The organism is Shinella zoogloeoides (assembly GCF_020883495.1).
In the GTDB taxonomy this organism is placed as follows: Bacteria; Pseudomonadota; Alphaproteobacteria; order Rhizobiales; family Rhizobiaceae; genus Shinella; species Shinella zoogloeoides.
The window spans coordinates 3,798,986-3,820,669 of record NZ_CP086610.1 but is presented as its reverse complement, the minus strand read 5'-3'; the positions used below and the strand labels follow the sequence as shown (position 1 = coordinate 3,820,669).

24 protein-coding genes and 1 tRNA gene are annotated in these 21,684 nt (G+C 64.7%); 7 read left to right on the top strand and 18 right to left on the bottom strand.

All coding sequences use genetic code 11. The annotated features are described in order from the left end of the window. Positions 1 to 87: 87 nt before the first annotated feature. The 9 genes from K8M09_RS18750 to K8M09_RS18710 form a co-directional block, all read right to left on the bottom strand. The gene (locus tag K8M09_RS18750; protein ID WP_160786713.1) at positions 88 to 1,443 is read right to left on the bottom strand and encodes a hypothetical protein; all 1,356 of its coding nucleotides are present in this window, start codon (positions 1,441 to 1,443) and stop codon (positions 88 to 90) included. Positions 1,444 to 1,687: 244 nt separating this feature from the next. After that, positions 1,688 to 2,308: an efflux RND transporter permease subunit gene (locus K8M09_RS18745; RefSeq protein WP_160786714.1), complete on the bottom strand. Its 621-nt coding sequence runs from the start codon at positions 2,306 to 2,308 to the stop codon at positions 1,688 to 1,690. Continuing rightward, positions 2,305 to 2,655, bottom strand: coding sequence for a hypothetical protein (locus tag K8M09_RS18740; protein WP_160786715.1), 351 nt, complete (start codon positions 2,653 to 2,655; stop codon positions 2,305 to 2,307). The genes K8M09_RS18745 and K8M09_RS18740 overlap by 4 nt, the downstream gene beginning before the upstream one ends. A gap of 10 nt (positions 2,656 to 2,665) precedes the next feature. After that, a complete protein-coding gene (locus K8M09_RS18735; protein ID WP_160786716.1) occupies positions 2,666 to 3,058 on the bottom strand; it encodes a hypothetical protein in 393 nt (130 codons plus the stop codon). 13 nt (positions 3,059 to 3,071) lie between these two features. Beyond that, on the bottom strand, positions 3,072 to 3,560 hold the full coding sequence (locus K8M09_RS18730; protein ID WP_160786717.1) for a hypothetical protein: 489 nt from the start codon (positions 3,558 to 3,560) through the stop codon (positions 3,072 to 3,074). A gap of 27 nt (positions 3,561 to 3,587) precedes the next feature. Beyond that, complete coding sequence (locus tag K8M09_RS18725) at positions 3,588 to 3,854, bottom strand: ribbon-helix-helix domain-containing protein (RefSeq protein WP_160786718.1); 267 nt, start codon at positions 3,852 to 3,854, stop codon at positions 3,588 to 3,590. A gap of 296 nt (positions 3,855 to 4,150) precedes the next feature. Beyond that, positions 4,151 to 5,935, bottom strand: a complete 1,785-nt coding sequence (locus K8M09_RS18720; RefSeq protein WP_160786719.1) for a site-specific integrase — start codon at positions 5,933 to 5,935, stop codon at positions 4,151 to 4,153. A 121-nt stretch (positions 5,936 to 6,056) separates the two neighbouring features. Continuing rightward, positions 6,057 to 6,143: transfer RNA gene (locus K8M09_RS18715), tRNA-Leu, on the bottom strand. Between the two features lie 82 nt (positions 6,144 to 6,225). After that, entirely contained in the window at positions 6,226 to 7,656 is a 1,431-nt protein-coding gene (locus K8M09_RS18710) for a phosphohexomutase domain-containing protein (protein ID WP_160786720.1), read from the bottom strand. Between the two features lie 184 nt (positions 7,657 to 7,840). On the opposite strand from K8M09_RS18710, the gene K8M09_RS18705 reads away from it, so the two are divergent. After that, positions 7,841 to 8,194 carry a BA14K family protein gene (locus K8M09_RS18705; RefSeq protein ID WP_229342001.1) on the top strand — a complete coding sequence of 118 codons (354 nt, stop codon included), beginning with the start codon at positions 7,841 to 7,843 and terminating at the stop codon, positions 8,192 to 8,194. Positions 8,195 to 8,249: 55 nt separating this feature from the next. Here the strand turns inward: K8M09_RS18705 and K8M09_RS18700 are convergent, their stop codons facing one another. Beyond that, the gene (locus K8M09_RS18700) at positions 8,250 to 8,549 is read right to left on the bottom strand and encodes a SelT/SelW/SelH family protein (protein WP_160786722.1); all 300 of its coding nucleotides are present in this window, start codon (positions 8,547 to 8,549) and stop codon (positions 8,250 to 8,252) included. A gap of 183 nt (positions 8,550 to 8,732) precedes the next feature. Here K8M09_RS18700 and K8M09_RS18695 point away from each other — a divergent pair, with 183 nt between their 5' ends. Further along, complete coding sequence (locus tag K8M09_RS18695) at positions 8,733 to 9,182, top strand: DoxX family protein (protein WP_160786723.1); 450 nt, start codon at positions 8,733 to 8,735, stop codon at positions 9,180 to 9,182. Positions 9,183 to 9,198: 16 nt separating this feature from the next. Here the strand turns inward: K8M09_RS18695 and pyrC are convergent, their stop codons facing one another. From pyrC to K8M09_RS18670, 5 genes are all read right to left on the bottom strand, one after another. Continuing rightward, the gene (gene pyrC, locus K8M09_RS18690) at positions 9,199 to 10,239 is read right to left on the bottom strand and encodes a dihydroorotase (RefSeq protein WP_160786724.1); all 1,041 of its coding nucleotides are present in this window, start codon (positions 10,237 to 10,239) and stop codon (positions 9,199 to 9,201) included. A 58-nt stretch (positions 10,240 to 10,297) separates the two neighbouring features. Beyond that, positions 10,298 to 10,921, bottom strand: coding sequence for a nucleoside triphosphate hydrolase (locus tag K8M09_RS18685; RefSeq protein ID WP_160786725.1), 624 nt, complete (start codon positions 10,919 to 10,921; stop codon positions 10,298 to 10,300). After that, positions 10,918 to 11,694 carry an ATP-binding cassette domain-containing protein gene (locus tag K8M09_RS18680; protein WP_160786726.1) on the bottom strand — a complete coding sequence of 259 codons (777 nt, stop codon included), beginning with the start codon at positions 11,692 to 11,694 and terminating at the stop codon, positions 10,918 to 10,920. Before K8M09_RS18680 ends, K8M09_RS18685 begins: the two co-directional genes overlap by 4 nt. Continuing rightward, positions 11,694 to 12,785 (bottom strand): ABC transporter permease, encoded by a 1,092-nt coding sequence (locus K8M09_RS18675; RefSeq protein WP_160786727.1) that lies wholly within the window; start codon positions 12,783 to 12,785, stop codon positions 11,694 to 11,696. Before K8M09_RS18675 ends, K8M09_RS18680 begins: the two co-directional genes overlap by 1 nt. A 256-nt stretch (positions 12,786 to 13,041) precedes the next feature. Continuing rightward, complete coding sequence (locus K8M09_RS18670) at positions 13,042 to 14,067, bottom strand: sugar ABC transporter substrate-binding protein (protein ID WP_160786728.1); 1,026 nt, start codon at positions 14,065 to 14,067, stop codon at positions 13,042 to 13,044. A gap of 285 nt (positions 14,068 to 14,352) precedes the next feature. Here K8M09_RS18670 and K8M09_RS18665 point away from each other — a divergent pair, with 285 nt between their 5' ends. From K8M09_RS18665 to K8M09_RS18655, 3 genes are all read left to right on the top strand, one after another. Next, positions 14,353 to 15,582, top strand: coding sequence for an ROK family transcriptional regulator (locus K8M09_RS18665; protein WP_160786729.1), 1,230 nt, complete (start codon positions 14,353 to 14,355; stop codon positions 15,580 to 15,582). Then, positions 15,582 to 16,010, top strand: coding sequence for an RbsD/FucU family protein (locus K8M09_RS18660; protein WP_160786730.1), 429 nt, complete (start codon positions 15,582 to 15,584; stop codon positions 16,008 to 16,010). The genes K8M09_RS18665 and K8M09_RS18660 overlap by 1 nt, the downstream gene beginning before the upstream one ends. A gap of 63 nt (positions 16,011 to 16,073) precedes the next feature. Next, positions 16,074 to 16,799, top strand: a complete 726-nt coding sequence (locus tag K8M09_RS18655) for a type 1 glutamine amidotransferase (protein WP_160786731.1) — start codon at positions 16,074 to 16,076, stop codon at positions 16,797 to 16,799. Here K8M09_RS18655 and pdxR read toward each other — a convergent pair. Next, positions 16,796 to 18,220 (bottom strand): MocR-like pyridoxine biosynthesis transcription factor PdxR, encoded by a 1,425-nt coding sequence (gene pdxR / locus K8M09_RS18650; RefSeq protein ID WP_160786732.1) that lies wholly within the window; start codon positions 18,218 to 18,220, stop codon positions 16,796 to 16,798. The two genes, K8M09_RS18655 and pdxR, sit on opposite strands and share 4 nt — an antisense overlap. 53 nt (positions 18,221 to 18,273) lie before the next feature. On the opposite strand from pdxR, the gene K8M09_RS18645 reads away from it, so the two are divergent. Beyond that, positions 18,274 to 18,990: a pyridoxamine 5'-phosphate oxidase family protein gene (locus K8M09_RS18645; protein ID WP_160786733.1), complete on the top strand. Its 717-nt coding sequence runs from the start codon at positions 18,274 to 18,276 to the stop codon at positions 18,988 to 18,990. Between the two features lie 8 nt (positions 18,991 to 18,998). Here the strand turns inward: K8M09_RS18645 and K8M09_RS18640 are convergent, their stop codons facing one another. Beyond that, positions 18,999 to 19,985 (bottom strand): Gfo/Idh/MocA family protein, encoded by a 987-nt coding sequence (locus tag K8M09_RS18640; protein ID WP_160786734.1) that lies wholly within the window; start codon positions 19,983 to 19,985, stop codon positions 18,999 to 19,001. 239 nt (positions 19,986 to 20,224) lie between these two features. Between K8M09_RS18640 and K8M09_RS18635 the strand changes: the two genes are divergently transcribed. Further along, complete coding sequence (locus K8M09_RS18635) at positions 20,225 to 20,668, top strand: GNAT family N-acetyltransferase (protein ID WP_160786735.1); 444 nt, start codon at positions 20,225 to 20,227, stop codon at positions 20,666 to 20,668. On the opposite strand, the gene K8M09_RS18630 is transcribed toward K8M09_RS18635, so the two are convergent. Continuing rightward, the gene (locus K8M09_RS18630; RefSeq protein WP_160786736.1) at positions 20,659 to 21,555 is read right to left on the bottom strand and encodes a LysR family transcriptional regulator; all 897 of its coding nucleotides are present in this window, start codon (positions 21,553 to 21,555) and stop codon (positions 20,659 to 20,661) included. The two genes, K8M09_RS18635 and K8M09_RS18630, sit on opposite strands and share 10 nt — an antisense overlap. Positions 21,556 to 21,684 lie beyond the last annotated feature (129 nt).

Sequence of the window (21,684 nt, the reverse complement as noted above, 5' to 3'; positions counted from 1 at the left end):
AAAAATAGACACGTCAATGGGGCGTTTTAGAAATTCCATGAATTTGTACTTTTTTGGACGCTCGTTAGGCGAGACTTCAGATGCGCCCTAATCGGTGCCGAACCGCTCGGCATGCTTCATGGCCCGGTCTTCCTCGTCTATGCCCTCGTCGTCGTCACGGTAGCTCTGGGCCTCTTCCTGGGCCTTCCTGGTCGCGATGCGGCGGGCCTCTTCGATCTCCCAGGCGGTGAGGCTGCGGCCATTGCGTTCGACGTGCTCGGCAAGCTCCACGAGGAAGGCAGGACGTGCGCGGACGGCGGGCATGATCCTGGTATCGAGGAAGGCCATTTCCTCTTTTGCTCTGGCCCAGGCCGCTTCCTGGTCATCCGTTAGGCGGTGACCCGCATTGTCCAGGTCTTCAAAATCCCAATGGGTACGGCGGGCCTCCTCCCATTGCCCTCGTGCGAGGCCCAGGGAAAAGTCGAACCGGGAGACCGGGACGCGGGGATAGGCCGTGTAGCTGCCATATTCCGTTTCGCAGATGACGCGGACGGTCTCCATAGGCTGCACCCGATCATATTCCGCGTAAATGGCCTGCCGCTCTTCCTTCGAAACAGGATAGGCCAAACGCATCGTCGGATCGGCCACCCTGTCATAGTCCGGCATAGGCGCGGGCGCTGCGGCCTCACTGGTGGCGATCTCGGAAGCATCGTGGCCCTTGGCCTCGGCAGCACGCAATAGGCACTCCCCGACAATGCGGGAGCGGATGGCCTCGTGCTTGTCCCGGTCAGGTTCGGCCTTCAGGGCGCGGCCCAGGGCAACGGTAATCGTGTTCGGCTTCCGACCTACCTGCGCTGCAACCTGCGCCACGGTGCCCCACTCGTTCGTGCGGGGGTTTCTGACATGCGAGTTGTTGCGTCGATTATTGGCTTGCTCGGTCTTGTCCGACCATTTGATTTTGCCGAAAGCATAGGTGGGATTGTTCGTATCGATCCGGTCCACGGTCAGGTTTTGGTGGCGGCGCGGCCCGATGGCTTTCATGAAGTCTGCCAGGTCGGCTACGCTGGGATCGATGATTGCACCTTCCGCATCGGGCCGGTCATATCTCATGTTTTTGAATGACTGCCATGTGCCGGGATAGGTTTTGCGAAGCTGGGTTTTCGTCATCGTCGCAACGTCGCGCTTCCACTGTTCTTCGGAGACGGTGGCCTCGTATTCCGAGACTGATCCTCCCGGTTTCCCCTTGGCTTTGGCCTTTCCATTTTCGGTGACAGTGACAGAGGCAACGACACCATTTCTAGATCGGTGACAGCCATCACCTAACCCATTGTTTTCGGCCATTTTCGTTGAAGTGACAGGCTTTCGGGCGTCGGTGAGAGATGACGGGCTGTCATGTCCACCGAAAGCCGGTTTCGGGGGCGATCTGCGGAACGGGATGACGTTCGATTTCTGGTCTTCAGGCATGGCTGCGGCCTCGTGTCGAGTAGGTCGGACGCGAGGGCAAACAGTCTTGAGAGTGACGCGAAAGGCAACTTGACTGGTGTCATCAGTGGTCGTAAGCAGTTCTCAAGGCTTTGTTCTCGCAGATAGAGCTTTATCCGTCCTGCGCCTGCTGCGCAAGATAGCAAAGAGCCCCTTTGATCGACCTGATCCTTGGGGCTTTTTTGTATATTTCCCTCACTTGACGTAGGGATTTGACACTTATACTTCAGATTTTTTCTGTAATATTTCGCGTTCGTGTTCTGACCGGAGAGGCGGGGGGTGCCTTTTTTGTGCAGCGCGACCGGGGGCGGGGGTCCGGGGTGGCCTCGATCACCGGCACGGCCTGGGCTTTCAGGTCATCAAGACGGGCCTGGAGCTTGGCCCTGATCGCGGCATATGTCTTCTCCTCGTCTACGGCGGTGCGGTGCTCGCGAAGCTCCTGGGCGACCTTATCGCGGGTGCTGGAAAGCGCATCGTCGTCGCGGCCTCCACGCCGGTCTTGAATGTCCATCTCCAGGGCGGCAAGGGCGCGAAATTCTTTGAGATAAGCGATTGCCACCGGATCATCACCGCGACGGCGCATCATGTTGAACGACGACAACGTGGCCTGTTTCAGGGCATTCACCTGGGCAAACGGGTCGCGGAACGTGGGAACGTCCTGGACGATCTCGATATCGCCGGAGAGCGCGACCGGAGCCAGGGAATGCCCGTTCCCCATGTGCCTATCGAGCGAAGAGCGAGACACGCCGAAACGCACGGCCACTTGCCGCGTGGAGACACCGGAGCGAAGGGCACCCTCGATTTCAGCCCTCCTGGGATGGGTGCAGACACGGCAGCGGGTTGTCATGGCCCATTTCCAGTCCTGTTTCGAACCGATGTCGGGCCAGTGGGGGGGATAGTCGCAATCAGGTTCGAAAGACGTTCCCTCGTGGCTTCCATGCACGCCTGCACCTGGTCAAAAGGGATATCAAGTCGGGCAGCCAGGTCGGGCACTGTGGCAGCCTCGTTGTCGTCCATGCCGATTAGGATTGCATGCGAGACACTGTGCGGAAATTCCAAATACTTGAACGAAGGAAGCAACCCCAGGGGGTCCTCCTGACCACCTTCAGACGGAAGGTTCACTTGCCGGGGGCGGGTTGCCTCACCCTGGGGGGTAGTGCCGGTGGTCGGCTTGTCGTTGGAGGTGTCGGTCATGATGATTGCCCTAATGGAGATGCTGGATTGCAGGGGTGCGACGAGCGGGTAGGAGCAACGTCAGGCCGGTGAGATCGGAGAACGTGCAAGCCCCCAAGGTGGCAGCGATAGAGCGGGCGTTGTGCTTAAGACGCCGGATAAGATCGCCGTCTATGTCGTGCGCCATGGGGACCGGAAGAACGTAGGCGGCGCGTTCCCGCTCGATATGGCAGATGTCGAGGACGAGCTTCCAATAGCTGACCAGTTGCATGAGACGCGAGCGAGTGCGGTCCCCTGCCTCCAGGGTGTGGGCGTGGCCCTGGAGGAGAATGACGAGGCCCATGGCACGGGCAGCGTAATCACCATGGGGCATAGCGTCGTGGAACGGTGCTGCGGCCTGGGCCTCTTGACGGTGCGCGTGCATGGCATCCTCCCCCTTAGTTCGTGATCGTCGGGAGATAGCCCTTCAGCGAGCCCATAGGGCTATAGGCAGGCTTCAGGAGACCGATGCTGGTCAGAGCTTCGACGCGGCGGCGGGCGCTTTCCTCATCGCAGCGCATGACGGTTGCGGCCTCGGCAAAGGTGAAGTCGATTGCATCCCCGGTCTCGGCATGACGGGCGTAGACGACGTTGATGAAAGCCTGGGTGTCGGCATCGAACCGTTCGGCTGTCTTGCGGGCAGAGACCGGCAGCGAGGCGAGGGCGTCTGACTTCTGGGCCTTGGTGACGGTCTGGACCTGGGGCGCGTCTGTGTGGCCGTCCAGGGTGGAGATGAATGCTTTGCGGGCGGGCGCGGCTTCAGCCTTTACGCTGGCCTGGGATGCAATGCTGTTGGCGAAAGACGCCATACCGGCGCGGGCGCGAAGAACCTTTTCGGTCTGAGGGTCGGCGGACTTTTTCGAGGTCTGCGGAATGAGGGAGGCCATGGGGAAAATCCTTTCGTGATGGGGGGATCAATCGGCGTTGGTGGGCTGAATGCGGCGGACGCGGGGACGGCCATTTATCGCTTCCGGGCGACCGGCAGACATGCGGGCAGCGGGTGCGGCTTCTTTTGGGTCCGGGGTATCGGCAAGGAACGCGGTCAACGCTGCCCGGATAACAGAAGAGCGGTTCACGTTGCCCACGGGAGCGCCATTGCGTTCCTGATCAACATAGGCGTCCAGCTTGCGGGCGAGGCTCATGGGCATGTTGAACGCGGCGTTCTGCATTACTTCGGTCATTGGCGTCTCTCCGGTGCGACTTCGGGGTGCGACGGGTTCCGGCCCCATAGGAGGCGAAGACCGGAACCCGCTTTGCAGGTTCCCGAACCCCGAAATGAACCTGCGAAGCCAACTTAGCAGGAAAGCCAAGAATGTCAAAAAAGATTATACATATCAAATACCTACGGCAATTATTGACGTTAAGGTCAAATATGTAGAACGCGCATATGGAAGCGGCACCGGGCGGGCGCGGTGGTGAAACTGTTGCACGGGCGGGATGATGGTGCGGGCTGGCTATGTGGACGGCGCGGCGGGCGCTACTCGTCGGCAGCGGGCGCGGTATGGAGATGGCTTAGATCAACCGGGAACGTCGTCTTTGCGATGGCTTCCGCGAGGATGCTGACGGGCAAGCCGCTGCCGTATCGGTCTTCAGTCGATCCGCCAGCCCAACCACCAAGAATACGAATGTTGTCTCTTCCAACTAATCCCGCGCGCAACGCGTTGGTGAAGTTGTGACGAAACGAATGGAAGGTGGTCTTATCCTCTTTCGCCCCGGTGGATTTGAGGAAATAAGCGAAGGATTTTGAGAACGTGCCCGAATACATGCCGGTACTCTTCAGGGCTTGGACTTCAGGGAAGAGGCGCACCTGCTTGGCCTTACGCATGTTCTCGACATGATCAAGGAAGCCGATCTTCACGATTTCCGGGTGAAGCGGCACATATCTCTTGGCGTTCTTCGTCTTCAGGGTCTTTTCGGTCTTCCCGCCCTTGGCGTCGGTCTTGCGGATGACGATGACGTGATGGCCGTCCATCTCTTCGATGTCTTCGACATACAATTGCGCGATTTCATTCATTCGAAGCCCATGCGTGAGAGCGATCAAGGGCAACCAAAACCTTGCCCGGCGCGGACGGTTAGGTCCGGGTTTGTTAAATCCGCGCTCGTCGTCAACGCATCCGGTGAAGAGGGGGGCGCTGAAGATTGCCTTCAGTTGGTCCGCGCTGAAGGGGTGACGCTGTTCATCGTCGGGAACACCATCCGTCCCCATGGTCAGCCCCGCGACGGGATTGTGTTCAAGCAATCCGCTGCGCACCGCGAAGCCGAAAACCGTATGCAGGTTCGAAAGGTACTGGCTCGCATTCTTCCGCGTCATGGGAGCGTGGCCCTCCTTGTCCGCCTTTTCGGCCACTTGCGTAGCTGTCAGGCCGGGGAAGCGCTTCGTTGCGTTCGCGGGCAGCCGGGAAAGCAGGCTGACCAGCTTCGCCACGTCCTTGCGCTTGATGTCGGTGATGTAGGTTTCCGCGCCAAGAATTTCGGCGTAGATGCGGTCACGGGCGGCGTGGGAAACCTTGGATTTAGGCGCAAGTGCAAGCTGGTCGGGCTCCTTACGGAAGGTTTCAATCAACTTGGTGAGCGTCCACGTTCCGGCGCGGGCGGGATCATGTTTGCCGGGAAGCGGGCTATGCCCGGTGATGCCCTGAAAAAGAACGTCGCCGGGTGCATTCGAGAAATCCTGCTTCAGTTCGCGACGGGAGCGTTCGGCCTCTTCACGCAAGACGCGGCGAACAAGGCCGTTGAAATACCGCAACTCCGGGGAACCTTCCGCCAGTTCTATGCCTTTTTCCTTCAGGAATTTCTTTGCCCGGTACGACACGATGCCCGCCACCTGCGGATCATCCGGGCGCTGAAGCTGCTCAAGCCAGTCTTCAGCATCGGCAAGAGCTTCGTCGTGCGAGATTGTCGCTTCCTCTACCTCTTTGGGATCAGGAAACTTGAACTTCTCATCCGGCCTTCTGTCCTTGTTGCTCCTGTCGGGCGGCGAAAAGCGATTGGCTTCTCGTTGGTGCAACAGTTGCACGGCGAGATGTTCCATCTCCGACCGGGTGAGGGTTTTGATCGGTTCGTTTTGCAACTTCAGTTGGCGGTGGGCTTCGAGAATTTCGGCGTCAATCTTGGCGATTTCCAGAACGAATAAGCGGCGAGCTTCCGCTAGGTTCGAGGTTCCGAGAGACTTTTTAAACTCCCGTTGGCGGATCAAACCGGCTTCCCGTAGGACTGCTGGAACCTTCACGCGGAGGTAATAAACGCCCTCGCGCTTCATCATCCGCTGATCCATTTTCGCCACTCGCCCATCACCCCCGGTGTCCCACTGTGGTGTACCACATTGGGTGATTTCCGATAATGAAATCAAGGGGCTAAAGTGAAATCAATCACTTAAAATGGAATGGTGCCCAGAAGAGGACTCGAACCTCCACACCCTTTCGAGTACCAGCACCTGAAGCTGGCGCGTCTACCAATTCCGCCATCTGGGCGACGGAGAGCGATGTAGAAGGAGCGCCCTCCGGTGTCAACAGGCTTTTTGAAGTTTTTGCAACGGCTTGGCGAAAAGCCTGTTTATCGGCCCGCCGCCCATTCGCGAATGCGCCCGAGACCGGCCTGCAAAAGCCGCGCGGCGGCGGCCTCGTCGGCGGCCTCCACATAGCACCGCATTTCCGGCGCGTTGCCGGACGGGCGGAAATGGACGACGCTTCCATCCTCCAGCGTCACGCGCAGGCCGTCGATATCGCTCGTCTTCTGCGGCACGCCGATGGGCGCGAGGAAGGCGGCGAGCGGACCGGGACCGGAGCGCAGCTCGGCCATCAGCGCCGCACTGGTCTCGACCGGGAAATTCTCCAGCCGGTCGCTCGCGGCGGCCGGCAGGGCGAAGCCGGCGGCGATCTGCGACAGCGGGCGCTTCTGGGACGCGGCAAGCGCCAGAACGGCGAGAACCGGCATCAGGCTGTCACGGGTCGGCAGCGGGGCAAGGACATGGCCGTTCACCGCAAAGGGTGTCGCGGTCAGCGTGCCGCCATTCGCCTCGAAGCCGGCGACGGCCGTTTTTCCGGCGGCGACCGCCTCGTTCATCGCCGCGATCACATAGGGCGAGCCGACCCGCGTGCGCAGCACTGCGCCATCCACGGCCGCCTCGATGCCGGAATTGGAGGTGACGGGCGTGGCGATGGCGCGCGCGCCGAGGAAGCGGCTGGCGATAAGGCCCACGAGGTCGCCGCGAATCGGCGTGCCGGTCTCATCGGTGATCAGCGGCCGGTCGCCGTCGCCGTCGGCGGAAATGATGGCGTCGAGGCCGTATTCGGCCGCCCATCCCTGAAGGAGGGCGACGGTCTGCGGGGAGACAGCCTCCGTATCGACCGGGATGAAGGTTTCCGAGCGGCCGAGCGCAACGACATCCGCGCCATAATGGGCGAGCACCGAGACGAAGAGGTCGCGCGCCACGGTCGAGTGCTGGTAGACGCCGATGCGCAGGCCGGCAAGGCTGCCGTCCGGCAGGAGCTGGCGGTTGCGCGCGCCGTAGAGCGCCATTGCGGCGGCGCCCATATCCTCGGCCGTCTCCCGTGCGGCGTCGGAGACCGTGCCCTCGGCGCGGATCGCCTCGGCGGCGGCGGTGATGGCGGCCTCGTCGGTCTTGTCGATCTCGCCGTCCGGCCGGTAGAACTTGATGCCGTTGCGGTCGGCGGGAATGTGCGAGCCGGTCACCATCAGGCAGGCGGCCTTGCGCGCGAGGCCGAGAAGGGCAAGGGCCGGGGTCGGCAGCTCGCCGCAGTCGCGCGGAGCAAGGCCGGCTTTGCGCAGCGCGGCGATGGCGATGGCCGAGATGGCGGGGCTGGAAGCACGGAAATCGCGGCCGACCAGGATTTCGTCGCCCGGCTGCGCATGGCCCGCCGCCAGCAGGTGGCGCGCGAAAGCCGTGGCGTAGAGCGCGCTCGCCGGCCCTTCGAGGTCCACCGAAAGCCCTCTCAGGCCGCTGGTTCCGAATTTCAGGCTCATGCGTTCACCTCTGCCTCTTGCGGATCGACGATCCGGCGATACATCCCGTTCATGCGCGGTCGCGATCATCAATAAAACAAAATGCGTGAATGGAATGCAAAGCAGGGACGTTACAGGGAGAATTCCCGCCAGAACCAGTGAGGATCACATGACAAGGATTCGAAATCTCGTTTTTGGGTGCGCGATGGGCATTGCATCGGCCATCGCGCCCATGGGGGCGGCCGGAGCCGCCCCGCTCGCCGTGCCGGACATGAAGGCCCAGGCGAAGAGCGACGTCACCAAGGCGCAGGTGGAGTTCTGCATTGGCGACGACTGCGGCTATGAGCGGCCGCGCTACTATCGCCGCCATCATCGCCCGTATTACGGCGAGGAGCGCCGCTACTATCGCCCGCGCTACGAGCGGCCGCGCTATTATGGCGGCGGACGCAACGCCCATGTGCGCTGGTGCCTCAACCGCTACCGCACCTACGATCCCTATACCAACCGCTACCATGCCGGCGGCGGCGTCTACCGGGTCTGCTATTCGCCCTACCGGTGAGGCCGGGCGGTAAAACCTTCATTCGGACGGCGGGCCATGGCCCGCCGTCTTCACATCAGCCGGCGGCGCTGTCCGTCCTGTCGGTATGGCCGAGATCGCGGCCCGGCTCGATGATGTCGCGCACGCGCTGCTTCAGCTCCTTCGGCCCCGGAAAGCCGCCGTCGCGCTTGCGTTCCCAGACGAGCGCATCGCCGACGCGGATCTCGAAATTGCCGCCGGTGCCCGGAATGAGGGCGACCTCGCCGAGCGCGTCGGAAAAGGTCGAGAGCAGCTCCTGCGCCATCCAGCCGGCCCGCAGCAGCCAGTTGCATTGCGTACAATAGAGAATGGAAACGCGCGGCTTTTGCCCGGACATGGCGACCTCCTTCGTCGGCGGCCCGCAGCATATAGCAGCGGACGCGGCTTGGCACGCGCCCGGCGACTATAGCCTCACGGAAATGTCACCTTGATTTGTCATGTTTTTCCGGGCGAGCATCTTGTCGTTGCGCGATTCGTGAAACAGAGGTGGCGCATCGCAACGTTCCGACAGGAGACCGCCATGACCGAGCCTGCCACCAGCCGCCCCCGTCTCATCATCCCCGTGCTCGGCGGCCTCTATTCAGCGCTGCACGAAAGCGCGGAAACGCTGCTGCGCGTCGCCGCCGGCGCGCTTCTCGCCACCCATGGCTACGGCAAGATCCTCGATCCCTTCGGGATGACCAGCATGGTCGAGCATCTCGGCTTCTATCCGGGCGTCTTCTGGTCGCCGCTGCTTGCGGCCACCGAATTCTTCGGCGGCATCCTGATCGCCATCGGCCTCTTCACGCGCCCGGCCGCCTTCGCCGCGATGATCGTTCTCGCCGTCACCGCCCATTTCCACGGCATCGTGCGGAGCGAGGGCCTGGCCGGCGCGGAGAAGTCCATCCTCTGGATGCTGATCATGCTGTTCTTCGTCATCCGCGGCGCGAACCGCCATTCGGTGGACGCGAAGCTCGGCCGCCAGTTCTGACGGCCGTCTCCGGCCGTCAGGCGACGTCCCAGTGGAGCGGGAACATCGGGTCGAACACCGTCACCGGCCCCGCTCCCGTCTCGATCTTCGCCGGGAAGGCCACCGCCGCCTCGCGCCTGACGAGGCGGATCGTCTCCTCGTTGGCCGGCAGGCCGTACCAGGCCGGGCCGTTCAGCGAGGCGAAGGCTTCGAGCCTGTCGAGCGCGCCGTCCTGTTCGAAGACATGGGCAAGGCAGCTCATCGTGTTGATCGAGGTATAGACGCCGGCGCAGCCGCAGGCGCATTCCTTCAATGGGTCGATATGCGGCGCGCTGTCCGTGCCGAGGAAGAAGCGCCTGTCACCGGAGGTGGCGGCGGCGCGCAGGGCCAGCCGATGCTCCTCGCGCTTGGCGACGGGCAGGCAGTAATAATGCGGCTTGATGCCGCCGACGAGGATGGCGTTGCGGTTGATGATCAGGTGGTGCGTGGTGATCGAGCCGGCGAGGTTCTCCTTCGCCGCCTTGATGTAGTCGACGCCGTTCTTCGTCGTCACATGCTCCATGGTCACGCGCAGCTCGGGCAGGCGCTTGCGCAGCGGATCCAACACCGTCTCGATGAACACAGCCTCACGGTCGAAGATGTCGACCTCCGGCGTCGTGACCTCGCCATGAACACACAGCGTCAGGCCGATCTTCGCCATGCGCTCCAGCACCGGCATCGCCTTGTCCATGTCGCGCACGCCGCCATGGGAATTGGTCGTCGCGCCGGCGGGATACAGCTTCACCGCGCGGATCAGGCCGCTCTTGTAGCCAGCCTCGACGTCGTCGGGATTGGTGTGCTCGGTGAGATAGAGCGTCATCAGCGGCTCGAAGCGGTCGCCCTTCGGCACGGCGGCGAGGATGCGGTCGCGGTAGGCGGCCGCGTCGGCGGTGGTGACGACCGGCGGCACGAGGTTCGGCATGATGATGGCGCGGGCGAAATGGCGGCTGGTGTCGCCGATCACGCCTTCGAGCATAGCGCCGTCGCGCAGGTGCAGGTGCCAGTCGTCCGGCCGGCGGATGGTGATTTCGGTGGTCATCGGCGTCTCTCCAGTCTCTGGCGTTGCGATAGCACCCGAAGGGACGACCGACAATTCCTCAAAAGAGGTCGATATGGAGATCGGCGGGGCGGGAGTTCTCCAGGATGCGCTTTCCGTTCGGCAGGTCGTTACCGTAGAGCTTCCAGCCGATCTGGTCCTCGGGCAGCGCATAGCCCTGCCAGCGCTGGCGCAGCCGCTCTTCCAGCACAGCATAGGGCGGGCCGACGAAGATGGTGAAGTCGAAGAGACCGTCGAGCCGGTCCCACGGCGCATCCCTGAAGAGCAGGTAATTGCCTTCCGCGAGGATGAACCGTGTCTCCTGCGGGATGGCGCGCGCGGCGTTGAGGGCGATTTCGCGCGAACGGTCGAAGACCGGAACCAGCACCTCGCCTTCCGCCCGCTTCAGGGCGTGGACGATATCGATGAAGCCGCGCGCATCGAAGGTTTCCGGCGCGCCCTTGCGCTGCAGGAGGCCGCGCGCCGCAAGCAGGCCGTCATCCATATGGAAGCCGTCCATCGGCAGGATTTCGGCACTCTCGCCACGGGCGGCGAGGCCATCGCGAAGGGCTTGCGCCAGCGTCGACTTGCCGGCCGCCGGCGGGCCGGCGAGACCGACGAGGAAGCGGCGCGCGTCTCCCGCGCGCCGCGTTATTGCATCCACGATGGTGGCGGGCGAAATCATGCCGCGACGGCCTCCGGCACCTTGGCCCCCGTCATGAAGGCGACCGCGTCGGACATGGTATAGTCCTTCGGGTTGATGACGGTGAGGCGACGGCCGAGGCGGTGGATATGGATACGGTCCGCCACCTCGAAGACATGCGGCATGTTGTGCGAGATCAGCACGATCGGAATGCCGCGACGGCGCACATCGAGGATGAGTTCCAGCACGCGCCGGCTCTCCTTGACGCCGAGCGCCGCCGTCGGCTCGTCGAGGATGATGACCTTCGAGCCGAAGGCCGCCGCGCGGGCCACGGCCACGCCCTGACGCTGGCCGCCCGAAAGGGTCTCCACCGCCTGGTTGATGTTCTGGATGGTCATCAGGCCGAGTTCGGAGAGCTTGTCGCGGGCGAACTTTTCCATCGCGCCGCGGTCGAGCTTGCGGAACATGCTGCCCATGACGCCGGGCTTCCTGATCTCGCGGCCGAGGAACATGTTGTCGGCAATCGACAGCGCCGGCGAGAGCGCGAGGTTCTGGTAGACGGTCTCGATGCCGGCCTTGCGCGCCTCGATGGGCGAGCGGAAGGTGACGGGCTTACCTTCGAGTTTGATCTCGCCCTCGTCCGGCGTGATGGCGCCGGAAATGGCCTTGATCATCGAGGACTTGCCCGCGCCGTTGTCGCCGATCACGGCGAGGATTTCGCCGGGATAGAGGTCGAAATCGGCATTGTCGAGGGCGGTGACGCGGCCGTAGCGCTTGACGAGACCGCGTGCGGTGAGAATGGGTTCGAGAGCCATCAGCCTGCTACCTTTCTGATCCACTGGTCGATTGCGACTGCCGAGATGATGAGGACGCCGATCAGGAGATAGGTCCATTGCGGGTCCGTGCCGATGAGGCGAAGGCCGAGCGAGAAGACGCCGACGATGAGCGCGCCGAAGATCATGCCGAGAATGGAGCCGCGCCCGCCGAAGAGCGAGAGGCCGCCGATCACCACGGCGGTGATGGATTCGATATTGGCGAACTGGCCGGCGGTGGGCGAGACCGAGCCGATGCGGCCGATGAGCGCCCAGCCGGCGAGCGCGCAGATGAGACCGGACAGCGTATAGACCGAGACCAGCATGCGCTTGACGTTGACGCCGGCAAGCTCCGCCGCGTCCGGGTCGTCGCCGACCGCATAGACATGACGGCCCCAGGCGGTGTGGTTCAAGACGTACCAGAGCACGGCGACGAGCAGCACCATGGCGATGACGCCATAGGTGAAGACGGCGCTGCCGAGCTTGAGGTTGTTGCCGAAGAACTGCAGCAGCGGGGCGTTCGTGGCGATGTCCTGCGAGCGGATCGTCTCGTTGGCCGAATAGAGGAAATTGGACGCCAGGATGATCTGCCACATGCCAAGCGTGACGATGAAGGGCGGCAGCTTCATGCGGGCGACGAGCAGGCCGTTGATATAGCCGCAAAGCGCGCCGCAGGCGAGGCCGCAGGCGACCGCCACCACCGGCGGCAGGCCGTAGCGGAAGGTGAACTGGCCCATGACGACCGAGGAGAGCACCATGATCGCGCCGACCGAAAGGTCGATGCCGGCGGTGAGGATCACCAGCGTCTGCGCCGCGCCGACGATGCCGACGATCGCCACCTGCTGGAGGATGAGCGTCAGCGTGAAGGCGGAGAAGAATTTTCCGCCGAGAATGACGCCGAAGATCGCGACCGACAGCACGAGCACGATGAGCGGCACCGCCGAGGGGCTGCCGTGCAGGAAGTGCTGAAACCTCTGGATGGGCGTCTTGTCGTGCGTGTCGAAGGATGCGACCTGCGTCGCGCTGCCTGTCAGCACCTTCTCGAATTCCTGCGAGGGTTGCGAGGGCTGTGAGGCCGTCGTTGCTTCGCTCATGATCCTGTCCTCCCTTCCGTATGCCGACCGTCGCGGCGTTACCGGATGAAATCATGCATGGACGCATCGGAAGACGCCTTGCGCATCCGCCGCCTGCCGCAGGCCCCCTGCGGGACGGCCGCGATCATCGCCGCCGCTCCGCAAGGAAAGGTGCCCACGTCTCTTCGCGATTGTCAAAAGCTTCGGGCGCGTCCGGCGCTGCCCGATCCGTCCATGGCGGATGGCCGGCCCGGTCATGCCGGGCCGGCGCCGGGTCTTAGCCCCAGCACTTGTCCTTGCCGGTCTTGGTGTCGATGGATTCGACGCCTGCGGCCGGCTTGTCGGTGACGAGCGCGACGCCCGTGTCGAAGAAGTCCTTGCCTTCGGTTGCCTTGGGCTTTTCACCCGTGTCGGCGAACTTCTTGATCGCCTCAATGCCGAGGGAAGCCATCATCAGCGGATACTGCTGCGAGGTCGCGCCGATGACGCCGTCGATGACGTTCTGCACGCCCGGGCAACCGCCGTCGACCGAAACGATCAGCACGTCCTTCTCCTTGCCGACGGCCTTCAGCGCCTCATAGGCGCCGGCAGCGGCCGGTTCGTTGATGGTGTGGACGACGTTGATGGACGGATCCTTCTGCAGGAGGTTTTCCATGGCGGTGCGGCCGCCTTCCTCGTTGCCGTTGGTCACGTCATGGCCGACGATGCGCGGGTCGTCCTCGTCGCCGATCTTGGTGATGTCCTTCACGTCGATGCCGAAGCCCTTCATGAAGCCCTGGTTGCGCAGGACGTCGACCGACGGCTGCGAGGGGGTCAGGTTCAGGAAGGCGATCCGGGCGTCCTTCGCACCGTCGCCGAGCGTGGCGGCCGCCCACTTGCCGATCAATTCGCCAGCGAGCAGGTTGTCGGTGGCGAAGGTCATGTCGGCGGCGTCGAGCGGCTCGAGCGGCGTGTCGAGCGCGATGACGAGAAGGCCGGCGTCACGCGCCTTCTGGACCGAGGGAACGATGCCCTTGGTGTCCGAAGCGGTGATCAGGATGCCCTTCGCGCCATCCGCGATGCAGGTCTCGATGGCCGCGACCTGGCTTTCCGAGTCGCCGTCGATCTTGCCGGCATAGGCCTTCAGCGTGACGCCGAGTTCCTTGGCCTTGGCTTCGGCGCCTTCCTTCATCTTGACGAAGAAGGGATTGGTGTCGGTCTTGGTGATCAGGCAGGCGGTGACGTCTGCGGCGGCGGCCGGGGACGAGAAGGCCACGCCAAGCGCAAGCGCGCCGAGAGCGGCGGAAACGATCGTCTTCTTCATGTAATCCTCCCAAGGACGAAACGGGATGCGCCCCTCTCCCGGGGCCATCCGGTCGCAGGGGCCGGGGTTCCTCCTCCGGCCGACCTTGCTTCCGTGGCAGAGAAGACCATCAAAAGAAAAACCTGTCAATAAATAAATCGAATTGAATTATTAATTCGATGTGTCATGCTTCGGCAAAGAGCGGGCGAAGGCCCGGCTGCAACGTTTCCGGTGGAAGAGCGGAACGCCAGCTTATAAGAGGACCGGAGGGGGCGATTTGCACCTGCACCGGGACGGGAGGAGACGATGACAAAGAATGCCGCGCCGGCACCCGCGTCGCCGGCCGAAATCCTCGATCCGAGCGGGGGCGCCAACCAGGTGCGCGTGCGCGCCTATAACGAGCGCCTCGTCATGTCGCTGGTGCGTCGGCACGGCAGCCTTTCCAAGGCCGAGATCGCCCGGCGCAGCGGGCTTTCGGCCCAGACCGTCACCGTCATCATGCGCGCGCTGGAGGCCGAGGGGCTTTTGATGCGCGGCGCGCCGATGCGCGGCAAGGTGGGCCAGCCTTCCGTTCCCATGCTGCTCAACCCGGATGCCGTCTATTCCTTCGGCCTGAAGATCGGCCGGCGCAGCGCCGACCTCGTGATGATGGATTTCGTCGGCGGCATCCGCCGGCAGGTGCGCCGCACCTATGCCTATCCCATGCCCGGCCCGCTGCTTTCCTTCGTCGAGGAGGGGCTTGCGGAGCTGGAGGCGATGATCACGCCCGCCGAGCGCGCCCGCATTACCGGCTTCGGCGTCGCCGCGCCCTTCGAGCTTTGGAGCTGGGCGAGCGAGGTGGGCGCGCCGCAGGAGGACATGGACCAGTGGCGCGGCGTCGATCTCGAGGCGGAGATCGTCCGGCGCGTGTCCTACCCGGTCATGCTGCAGAACGACGCCACCAGCGCCTGCGCCGCCGAACTCGTCTTCGGCCTCGGCCCGCAATATCCCGATTTCCTCTATCTCTTCATCGGCTCCTTCATCGGCGGCGGCGTGGTGCTGAATTCCGCGCTCTTCACCGGGCGCACCGGCACAGCCGGCGCCATCGGCCCGCTGCCCGTGCAGGGCCGCAACGGCGAGACGGTGCAGCTTCTCAAGATCGCCTCGATCTACCGGCTGGAAAACCTCCTGCGCGAGCATGGCATCGACCCCAGCCCGCTCTGGTATTCGCCCGACGGCTGGGTCGATTTCGGCGCGCCGCTCGACATCTGGATCGAGGACATGGCGGCCGCGCTCGCCCAGGCCGTCGTCGCCTCGGCCTCCGTTATCGACTTTTCCGCCGTCGTCATCGACGGGGGCTTTCCGGGCTGGGTGCGCGCGCGCGTCGTCGCGGAGACGCGGGCCGCCATCGACCGGCTCGACCTGCAGGGCGTCACCCTGCCCGAGATCGTCGAGGGCGCCGTCGGCAGCAGCGCCCGCTCGATCGGCGGGGCGAGCCTGCCGCTCTTTTCCCGTTACCTGCCGGACCAGAACGTCCTCTTCAAGGAGCTTGCCTGATGCTGAAAGGCCTCGACCCCATCCTCAGCCCCGAACTGCTCTCCACCCTGCGCGCCATGGGCCACGGCGACGAGATCGCCATCGTCGACGGCAACTATCCCGGCGTCGAGCATGCCCGCCGGCTGGTGCGCCTCGACGGCGTGGCGCTGATCCCCGCGCTCAACGCCATTCTCTCCGTCCTGCCCGTCGACGATTTCGTGGAAGAGGCGATCTTCCGCTCGACCTATCGGCAGGAGCGCGACACGCTGGAGCCGGTGCATCGCGAGATCATCGACTGCTGCGCGGCCCATGAACCGAAGCGTGCGGTCGTGCCGCTGGTCGGCGCGGATTTCTACAACCGCGTGCGCGCCGCCCATACGCTGGTGCAGACCAGCGAAGCGCGGCTCTACGCCAATGTCATCCTGCGCAAGGGCGTCATCTATCCGTAAGACGGCTTGAAAGAACGGGGCCGGCATGATTGTGTCGCCCGGCATTCAAGGCGGGAGTATCGCATGCGGGTTCTGGTGGTGGAAAACGACAAGGTGACCTTGCTCGGGCAGGTCGGCGTGGCGCTTGCGGAAGCCGGGGCCACCCTCGATATCTGCCGTCCCCATGCCGGCGACGCCATCCCTGCGGGCGACAGCGAATACGACGCCATCGTCGTCATGGGCGGGCCGCAGAACGCCCTAGACGACGAACGCCATGCCTATCTGCCCGACCTTGCCGCGCTGATGCGCCGGTTCGGCGAGGCGGACAAGTCCGTGCTCGGCGTCTGCCTCGGCAGCCAACTTCTCGCCCGGGCCTATGGCGCGGAAAACCGCATCGGCGCCGCGCCGGAATTCGGCTGGTGCACGATATCGACGACACAGGAAGGCGCGGCCGATCCGGTGCTTTCCGCCGCCGCCGGCGCATTTCCGATCTTCCAGTGGCACAGCGACACCTTCACGCTGCCGGAAGGGGCCGTCCGGCTCGCCACCAATAGCGCCGCCGAGAACCAGGCCTTCCGCATCGGCCGCGCCAGCTACGGCACGCAGTTCCATTTCGAAGCGGACCGGCAGGTCGTCGAGGAATGGGCGGCCATCTTCCCCGATGTGATCGAGGAGAATGCGCCCGGCTGGCTGCAAAGCCACGCCACGCTTGCCGCCGAAAACGGGCCGGTGGCCGACGCGACCGGGCTTGCCCTCGCCCGCGCCTTCGTGGCGACCATCAATGTCGCCGACACCCGCCGCGCCGCTTAACCGATCATCGCAGCAAAGCGCCGGGCGGCGGCATGCAGCACCTCCGGCGGAAAACCTGAAAAGCCGATCACGAGACCCTGCCGCGGCGGGTTGGTGACGGCCATGGTCGAGAGGGCGCGAGCGCCGAGGCCCGCCCGGCGGGCGATCTCGACGGCCTCGATATCGTCAAGCGACTTCGGCAGGCCGGCGACAAGGTGCAGACCCTGATCCGGCACCGCGACCGTGAGTTTTTTCGCCTCGCAAAGCCCGGCCACCAGTGCATCGCGCGCAGCCTCCGCGTGCCGGCGGGCGCGGCGGAGATGGGCGGCGAAATGGCCTTCGCGGATGAGGTCCGTAAGGGCGGCTTCCGCCAGCGTCGGCGGGCTACGGTCGGAGCGGCTGCGCAGGGCCACCATGGCGTCCAGCAGCGGATCGGGGATCACGGCATAGCCGAGGCGCAGGCCCGGGAACAGAACCTTGGAGAAGGTGCCGAGATAGATCACGCGGCCGCTGTCGTCCATGCCCTGCATGGCGGCGAGCGGCGGGCCGGCGAAGCGGAACTCGCTGTCGTAATCGTCCTCCAGAATCCAGCCGCCGGTTTCCCGCGCCCAGTCGATGAGGGCGAGGCGGCGGCGCATGCTCATGGTCACGCCGAGCGGGAACTGGTGCGAGGGCGTGACATAGACGGCGCGAGCGCCCGGCGCGGCGAGCGCTATATCCGCCCCCTCCCCGTCCACGGCGAGGCCGGAAAGCTGCAGGCCGTTGCCGGCGAAGGCGGCGCGGGCGCTGGGATAACAGGGATCCTCGATCATCACCCGGTCGCCGGGCGACAGCGCGCTGCGGATGAAGAGGTCGATGCCCTGCTGGGTGCCGGTGGTGATGACGATGGAGCGCGTCTCGCAGCGCACGCCGCGCGCCTGCCGCAGATAGGCGGCAATCGCCTGACGCAGCGCCGCACCGCCGCGCGGGTCGCCGTACTGGAAATGCTCCGGGCCGGGACGGGTGAGATGGCGCGACAGCAGCGTTCGGAAGAGGTTCAGGGTGCGCGCATCGGCCATGGCGACGCCGAGCGTGCCGGGCAGCGGCATTTTCGGCGCGGCCGCTTCGGCCTCCGCCGGGAGGGCCGGCTTCAGCACCGGCACGCGGTCGGCGACGAAGGTGCCGGCGCCGGTGCGCGCCACCGCATAGCCCTCGGCGATCAGCGTTTCGAAGGCGGCGACCACGCTGCCGCGCGAGGTCTTCAGCCGCCGCGCCAGATCGCGCGAAGGCGGCAGCTTGCTGCCGGGCGGAATGTCGCCCGCTTCAATCAGGCGGCGCAGTTCCCGGTAAAGCGCCGGGGTCCGCCGGCCCGCCGGCGGCAGGACGGGAATGAGCGCGGACCAATCCGGTAGATTGGTCCTGATTTTTGTCTCTGAATTGGTGCTTTTTCGATCCAATGTCATGGCGCACCATGGCGGCATCGTCGTCGAAAGGCAATATCCCCATGAGCATCCCCATGAGCGCAGAGACCGCTTCCTACCCCGTCACCCCGCGCAACCGCGTCAAGCGCATGCACGAGCGCGCGAGCTACGACCGCGAGGCCGTGCATGCCATCCTCGATGCGGCCATGCTCTGTCAGGTGGCCTATGTCATCGACGGCCAGCCCTATGCGACGCCGACGCTGTTCTGGCGCAGGGACGACACGCTCTACTGGCACGGCTCTTCCGCCAGCCGCATGCTGCGGCACCTGAAGGCCGGCACGCCCGCCTGCCTTACCGTCGCCCATCTCGACGGGCTGGTGCTCGCCCGCTCCGGCTTCAACCATTCGGCCAACTACCGCTCCGCCATGTGCTTCGGCACCGCGCGGCTGGTGGAGGATCCGGAAGAGAAGATCGAGGCGATGCGCGACGTCGTCGACCGCTTCTACCCGGAGCGCAGCGCGCTGCTGCGCCCCATCACGGTGCAGGAGGCCAAGGCGACGACCATCATCGCCATGACCATCGAGGAGGCCGCCGCCAAGGTGCGCGCCAAGGGCGTCGGCGACGACGAGGACGACTTCGCCCTGCCGATCTGGGCCGGCGTCATCCCCGTCACCACCGTGCTCGGCGCGGCCGAGACCTGCCCCCGGCTCGTGCCGGGCGTGGAGAAGCCCGAAACGCTGGCGCTCTTCCCCGAGGGCGGGCGGCTGGATGCGGCGCTTCGGGAGGGCCAGCGGCTTTACGAGGGCGGCTGAGCGTCGGCTTACACCGCCTCCCAGCCGTCCTTCTCGCTGGCGCGGTAGATGGCGTCGATGAGCTTCTGGTTGTTCACCGAGCTTTCCAGCGTCACGACTTCCTCATTCTCGCCGAGCGCGGCGCGGGTGAAGGCTTCGGCCTGCCGCTTGTACTGGCGGGCATCCTGGAAGCGGAAGTGCTGGCTTTCGCTGTGGCTCTGGTTGGTCAGCTCGATTTCCTCCGCGCCGTAACGGTCGGCGTTGAAGGGGGATTTTACCTCGATGAAGCCCTTGTCGCCGTGGAAGACCATGACCTGACGATGGGCGAGCTGGGTGGAGATGTAGAAGGAAAGCTCGAAATCGCCGAAATCGGCGCGGACGCTGGAATAGATGTCCGTGCCGAATTCCGGGTCGCGGTCGGTGCTCGCCTGCACGCGCAACGGCTCCTTGCCGGTGGCGAAGCGGGTGGAGATCGTCGGGTAGACGCCGATATCCGGCAGGCCGCCGCCGCCGAGCGCCGGCACGTTGCGCATATTGCCGGGATCGCGGTTGAAATAGGTGAAGGCGCCCTGCACATGGCGCAGCCGGCCGATGGCGCCTTCGGCCAGAAGCGAACGGACTTTTCGCCAGACGGGGCTGTAGGTGACCATGTAGGCCTCGGCGATCAGCACCCTGTTGCGGTCGCGCGCCTCGATCAATGCGCCGATCTCGCCGGCATTGAGCGCGATCGGCTTTTCGCACAGCACATGCTTGCCGGCATCGGCCGCCTTGATCGACCACTCCACATGCTGGGAGGTGGGCAGCGGGATATAGACCGCGTCGATGAGATCGGAGGCCAGCATCTCCTCATAGGAGCCGAAGGCATGCGGCACGGAGAAGCGGTCCGCCATGGCGCGCGCCTTGGCGATATCGCGGCTGGCGATGGCGGTGACGACGCAGTTTTCCGCATCCTGAATGGCCGGCACGACGAGGTCGCGGCCGATCTTGGCCGTCGAGAGGATTCCGAAACGCAGCATGGTGAGCTCTCCCTGATTGCCGGGGGAGACTAGTGCCGAGGTACGTTCCTCGCAAGCGCGGGCCACCGCAAAATTCAGGGGAAATGCGTGCAAAGCGAAGGCCCCCGCACTATGCTGGGCAAAAGCCTTTTCAGCACGAACCCCTTGGAGGACCCCATGCAGCTTCGCCCTCATGGCAAGACCGGACTTTTGCTCCTCGCCGGATGGACGGCCATAGTCGACGGAAGCGGAGCCTGACCATGGCCCTCATCATCCGCGATGCGGCCGAGCACGACGAGGCGGCCTGGAGAAGGCTGTGGGCCGGTTACCTTGCCTTCTACGAGGCCGAGGTGTCGGAGGAGGTGACGGCCTTTACCTGGGCGCGAGTGCTCGATCCCGGCTCGCGCGTCTCGATGCGCGTGGCGGAGGAAGACGGCAAGGTGATGGGCTTTGCCATCCACCACTATCACGATTCCACCTGGGACATCGCACCGGAGTGCTATCTCGAAGACCTCTTCGTCGATGGGACGGCGCGCGGCAAGGGCGTGGGGCGGGCGCTGATCGACGATCTGATCGCGCTCTCGAAACGGCACGGCTGGCGCGGTATCTACTGGCACACCCGCCACGACAATGCCCGGGCGCGAAAACTCTACGACAGCTATGTCGAGACCGACGGGCATATCCGCTACCGGCTTCAGGCCTGAGGGCGATAGCGGAAGAAATCGACGAAGGCGCGCAGCGCCGGGCGCATCTGGCGGCGTGTCGGATAGTAGATCGAAAAGCCGTCGAAGGGCGGGCACCAGTCCTCCAGCACCGGGACCAGGCGGCCGGCCGCGATATCCCCGGCGACGCGCTGGTCGAAGATATAGGCAAGGCCCGCACCGTCCATCGCAGCGGCGCGCATCAGCCGCTGGTCGGAGACGATGAGCGGGCCGCCCACATCCACCGTGACCTGCCGCCCGTCCTTTTCCAGTTCCCAGCGATAAAGGCGGCCGCTGGAAAAGCGGCGGCGGATGCAGCGGTGCTGCATGAGGTCGCGCGGCTGGAGGGGTTTGGCGTGCCGCTCGAAATAGGCCGGCGCGCCGACGATCAGGCCGCGCCACGGGCCGCTGACACGCACGGCCACCATATCCGCCTCCAGATGCTCGCCAAGACGCAGGCCCGCGTCAAAACCCTTTTCGACGATATCCTCGAAACGGTCGTCGGTGCGAAGCTCCAGCTCGATCTCGGGATAGGCCAGCAGGAAGGCGCCGAGGCGCGGCATGACGATGTCCTCCGCGGCGATCAGCGGCATGGTGACCCTGAGCGGACCGGCGGGCCGGCCCTGCCGGTCGGCGAGCGCTTCCATGGCGGTGCCGATGTCGGAGAGCGCCGGGGCGAGCGTATCGAGCAGCATCCGGCCCTCCTCCGTCGGCGCGACGGAGCGGGTGGTGCGGGCAAGCAGCCGCACGCCGAGGCTCGCCTCCAGCGCCGAGACGGCATGGCTGACGGCGGAGGGCGCGACGGCGAGTTCGGCAGCCGCCTTGCGGAAGGAGCGCACCTCCGCGACGACGGCCAGCACGGCGAGTTGGGAAAGCTGGGTGCGGTTCATTGCTCTAACAGATAGAACAAGTCATTGGCTTTTGCAGCAATTTTCAGATGGAGCGCAGCCCCCTAGATTGCACCTCACCGGACGACGGCGGACCATTCGCCGCCCGGCGCGGACCCCTCCCGGTCCAAA

Bases quoted from the DNA above. Each gene is read 5' to 3' on its own strand.
- K8M09_RS18720 (WP_160786719.1), bottom strand. From the start codon at position 5,935: ATGATGAAGCGCGAGGGCGTTTATTACCTCCGCGTGAAGGTTCCAGCA.
- K8M09_RS18630 (WP_160786736.1), bottom strand. From the start codon at position 21,555: ATGAACCGCACCCAGCTTTCCCAACTCGCCGTGCTGGCCGTCGTCGCG.
- K8M09_RS18660 (WP_160786730.1), top strand. From the start codon at position 15,582: ATGCTGAAAGGCCTCGACCCCATCCTCAGCCCCGAACTGCTCTCCACC.
- K8M09_RS18670 (WP_160786728.1), bottom strand. From the start codon at position 14,067: ATGAAGAAGACGATCGTTTCCGCCGCTCTCGGCGCGCTTGCGCTTGGC.
- K8M09_RS18725 (WP_160786718.1), bottom strand. From the start codon at position 3,854: ATGACCGAAGTAATGCAGAACGCCGCGTTCAACATGCCCATGAGCCTC.
- pyrC (WP_160786724.1), bottom strand. From the start codon at position 10,239: ATGACCACCGAAATCACCATCCGCCGGCCGGACGACTGGCACCTGCAC.
- K8M09_RS18685 (WP_160786725.1), bottom strand. From the start codon at position 10,921: ATGATTTCGCCCGCCACCATCGTGGATGCAATAACGCGGCGCGCGGGA.
- K8M09_RS18700 (WP_160786722.1), bottom strand. From the start codon at position 8,549: ATGTCCGGGCAAAAGCCGCGCGTTTCCATTCTCTATTGTACGCAATGC.
- pdxR (WP_160786732.1), bottom strand. From the start codon at position 18,220: ATGACATTGGATCGAAAAAGCACCAATTCAGAGACAAAAATCAGGACC.
- K8M09_RS18750 (WP_160786713.1), bottom strand. From the start codon at position 1,443: ATGCCTGAAGACCAGAAATCGAACGTCATCCCGTTCCGCAGATCGCCC.
- K8M09_RS18740 (WP_160786715.1), bottom strand. From the start codon at position 2,655: ATGACCGACACCTCCAACGACAAGCCGACCACCGGCACTACCCCCCAG.
- K8M09_RS18735 (WP_160786716.1), bottom strand. From the start codon at position 3,058: ATGCACGCGCACCGTCAAGAGGCCCAGGCCGCAGCACCGTTCCACGAC.
- K8M09_RS18675 (WP_160786727.1), bottom strand. From the start codon at position 12,785: ATGAGCGAAGCAACGACGGCCTCACAGCCCTCGCAACCCTCGCAGGAA.
- K8M09_RS18635 (WP_160786735.1), top strand. From the start codon at position 20,225: ATGGCCCTCATCATCCGCGATGCGGCCGAGCACGACGAGGCGGCCTGG.
- K8M09_RS18730 (WP_160786717.1), bottom strand. From the start codon at position 3,560: ATGGCCTCCCTCATTCCGCAGACCTCGAAAAAGTCCGCCGACCCTCAG.
- K8M09_RS18695 (WP_160786723.1), top strand. From the start codon at position 8,733: ATGACCGAGCCTGCCACCAGCCGCCCCCGTCTCATCATCCCCGTGCTC.
- K8M09_RS18680 (WP_160786726.1), bottom strand. From the start codon at position 11,694: ATGGCTCTCGAACCCATTCTCACCGCACGCGGTCTCGTCAAGCGCTAC.
- K8M09_RS18710 (WP_160786720.1), bottom strand. From the start codon at position 7,656: ATGAGCCTGAAATTCGGAACCAGCGGCCTGAGAGGGCTTTCGGTGGAC.
- K8M09_RS18640 (WP_160786734.1), bottom strand. From the start codon at position 19,985: ATGCTGCGTTTCGGAATCCTCTCGACGGCCAAGATCGGCCGCGACCTC.
- K8M09_RS18645 (WP_160786733.1), top strand. From the start codon at position 18,274: ATGAGCGCAGAGACCGCTTCCTACCCCGTCACCCCGCGCAACCGCGTC.
- K8M09_RS18665 (WP_160786729.1), top strand. From the start codon at position 14,353: ATGACAAAGAATGCCGCGCCGGCACCCGCGTCGCCGGCCGAAATCCTC.
- K8M09_RS18745 (WP_160786714.1), bottom strand. From the start codon at position 2,308: ATGACAACCCGCTGCCGTGTCTGCACCCATCCCAGGAGGGCTGAAATC.
- K8M09_RS18705 (WP_229342001.1), top strand. From the start codon at position 7,841: ATGGGCATTGCATCGGCCATCGCGCCCATGGGGGCGGCCGGAGCCGCC.
- K8M09_RS18655 (WP_160786731.1), top strand. From the start codon at position 16,074: ATGCGGGTTCTGGTGGTGGAAAACGACAAGGTGACCTTGCTCGGGCAG.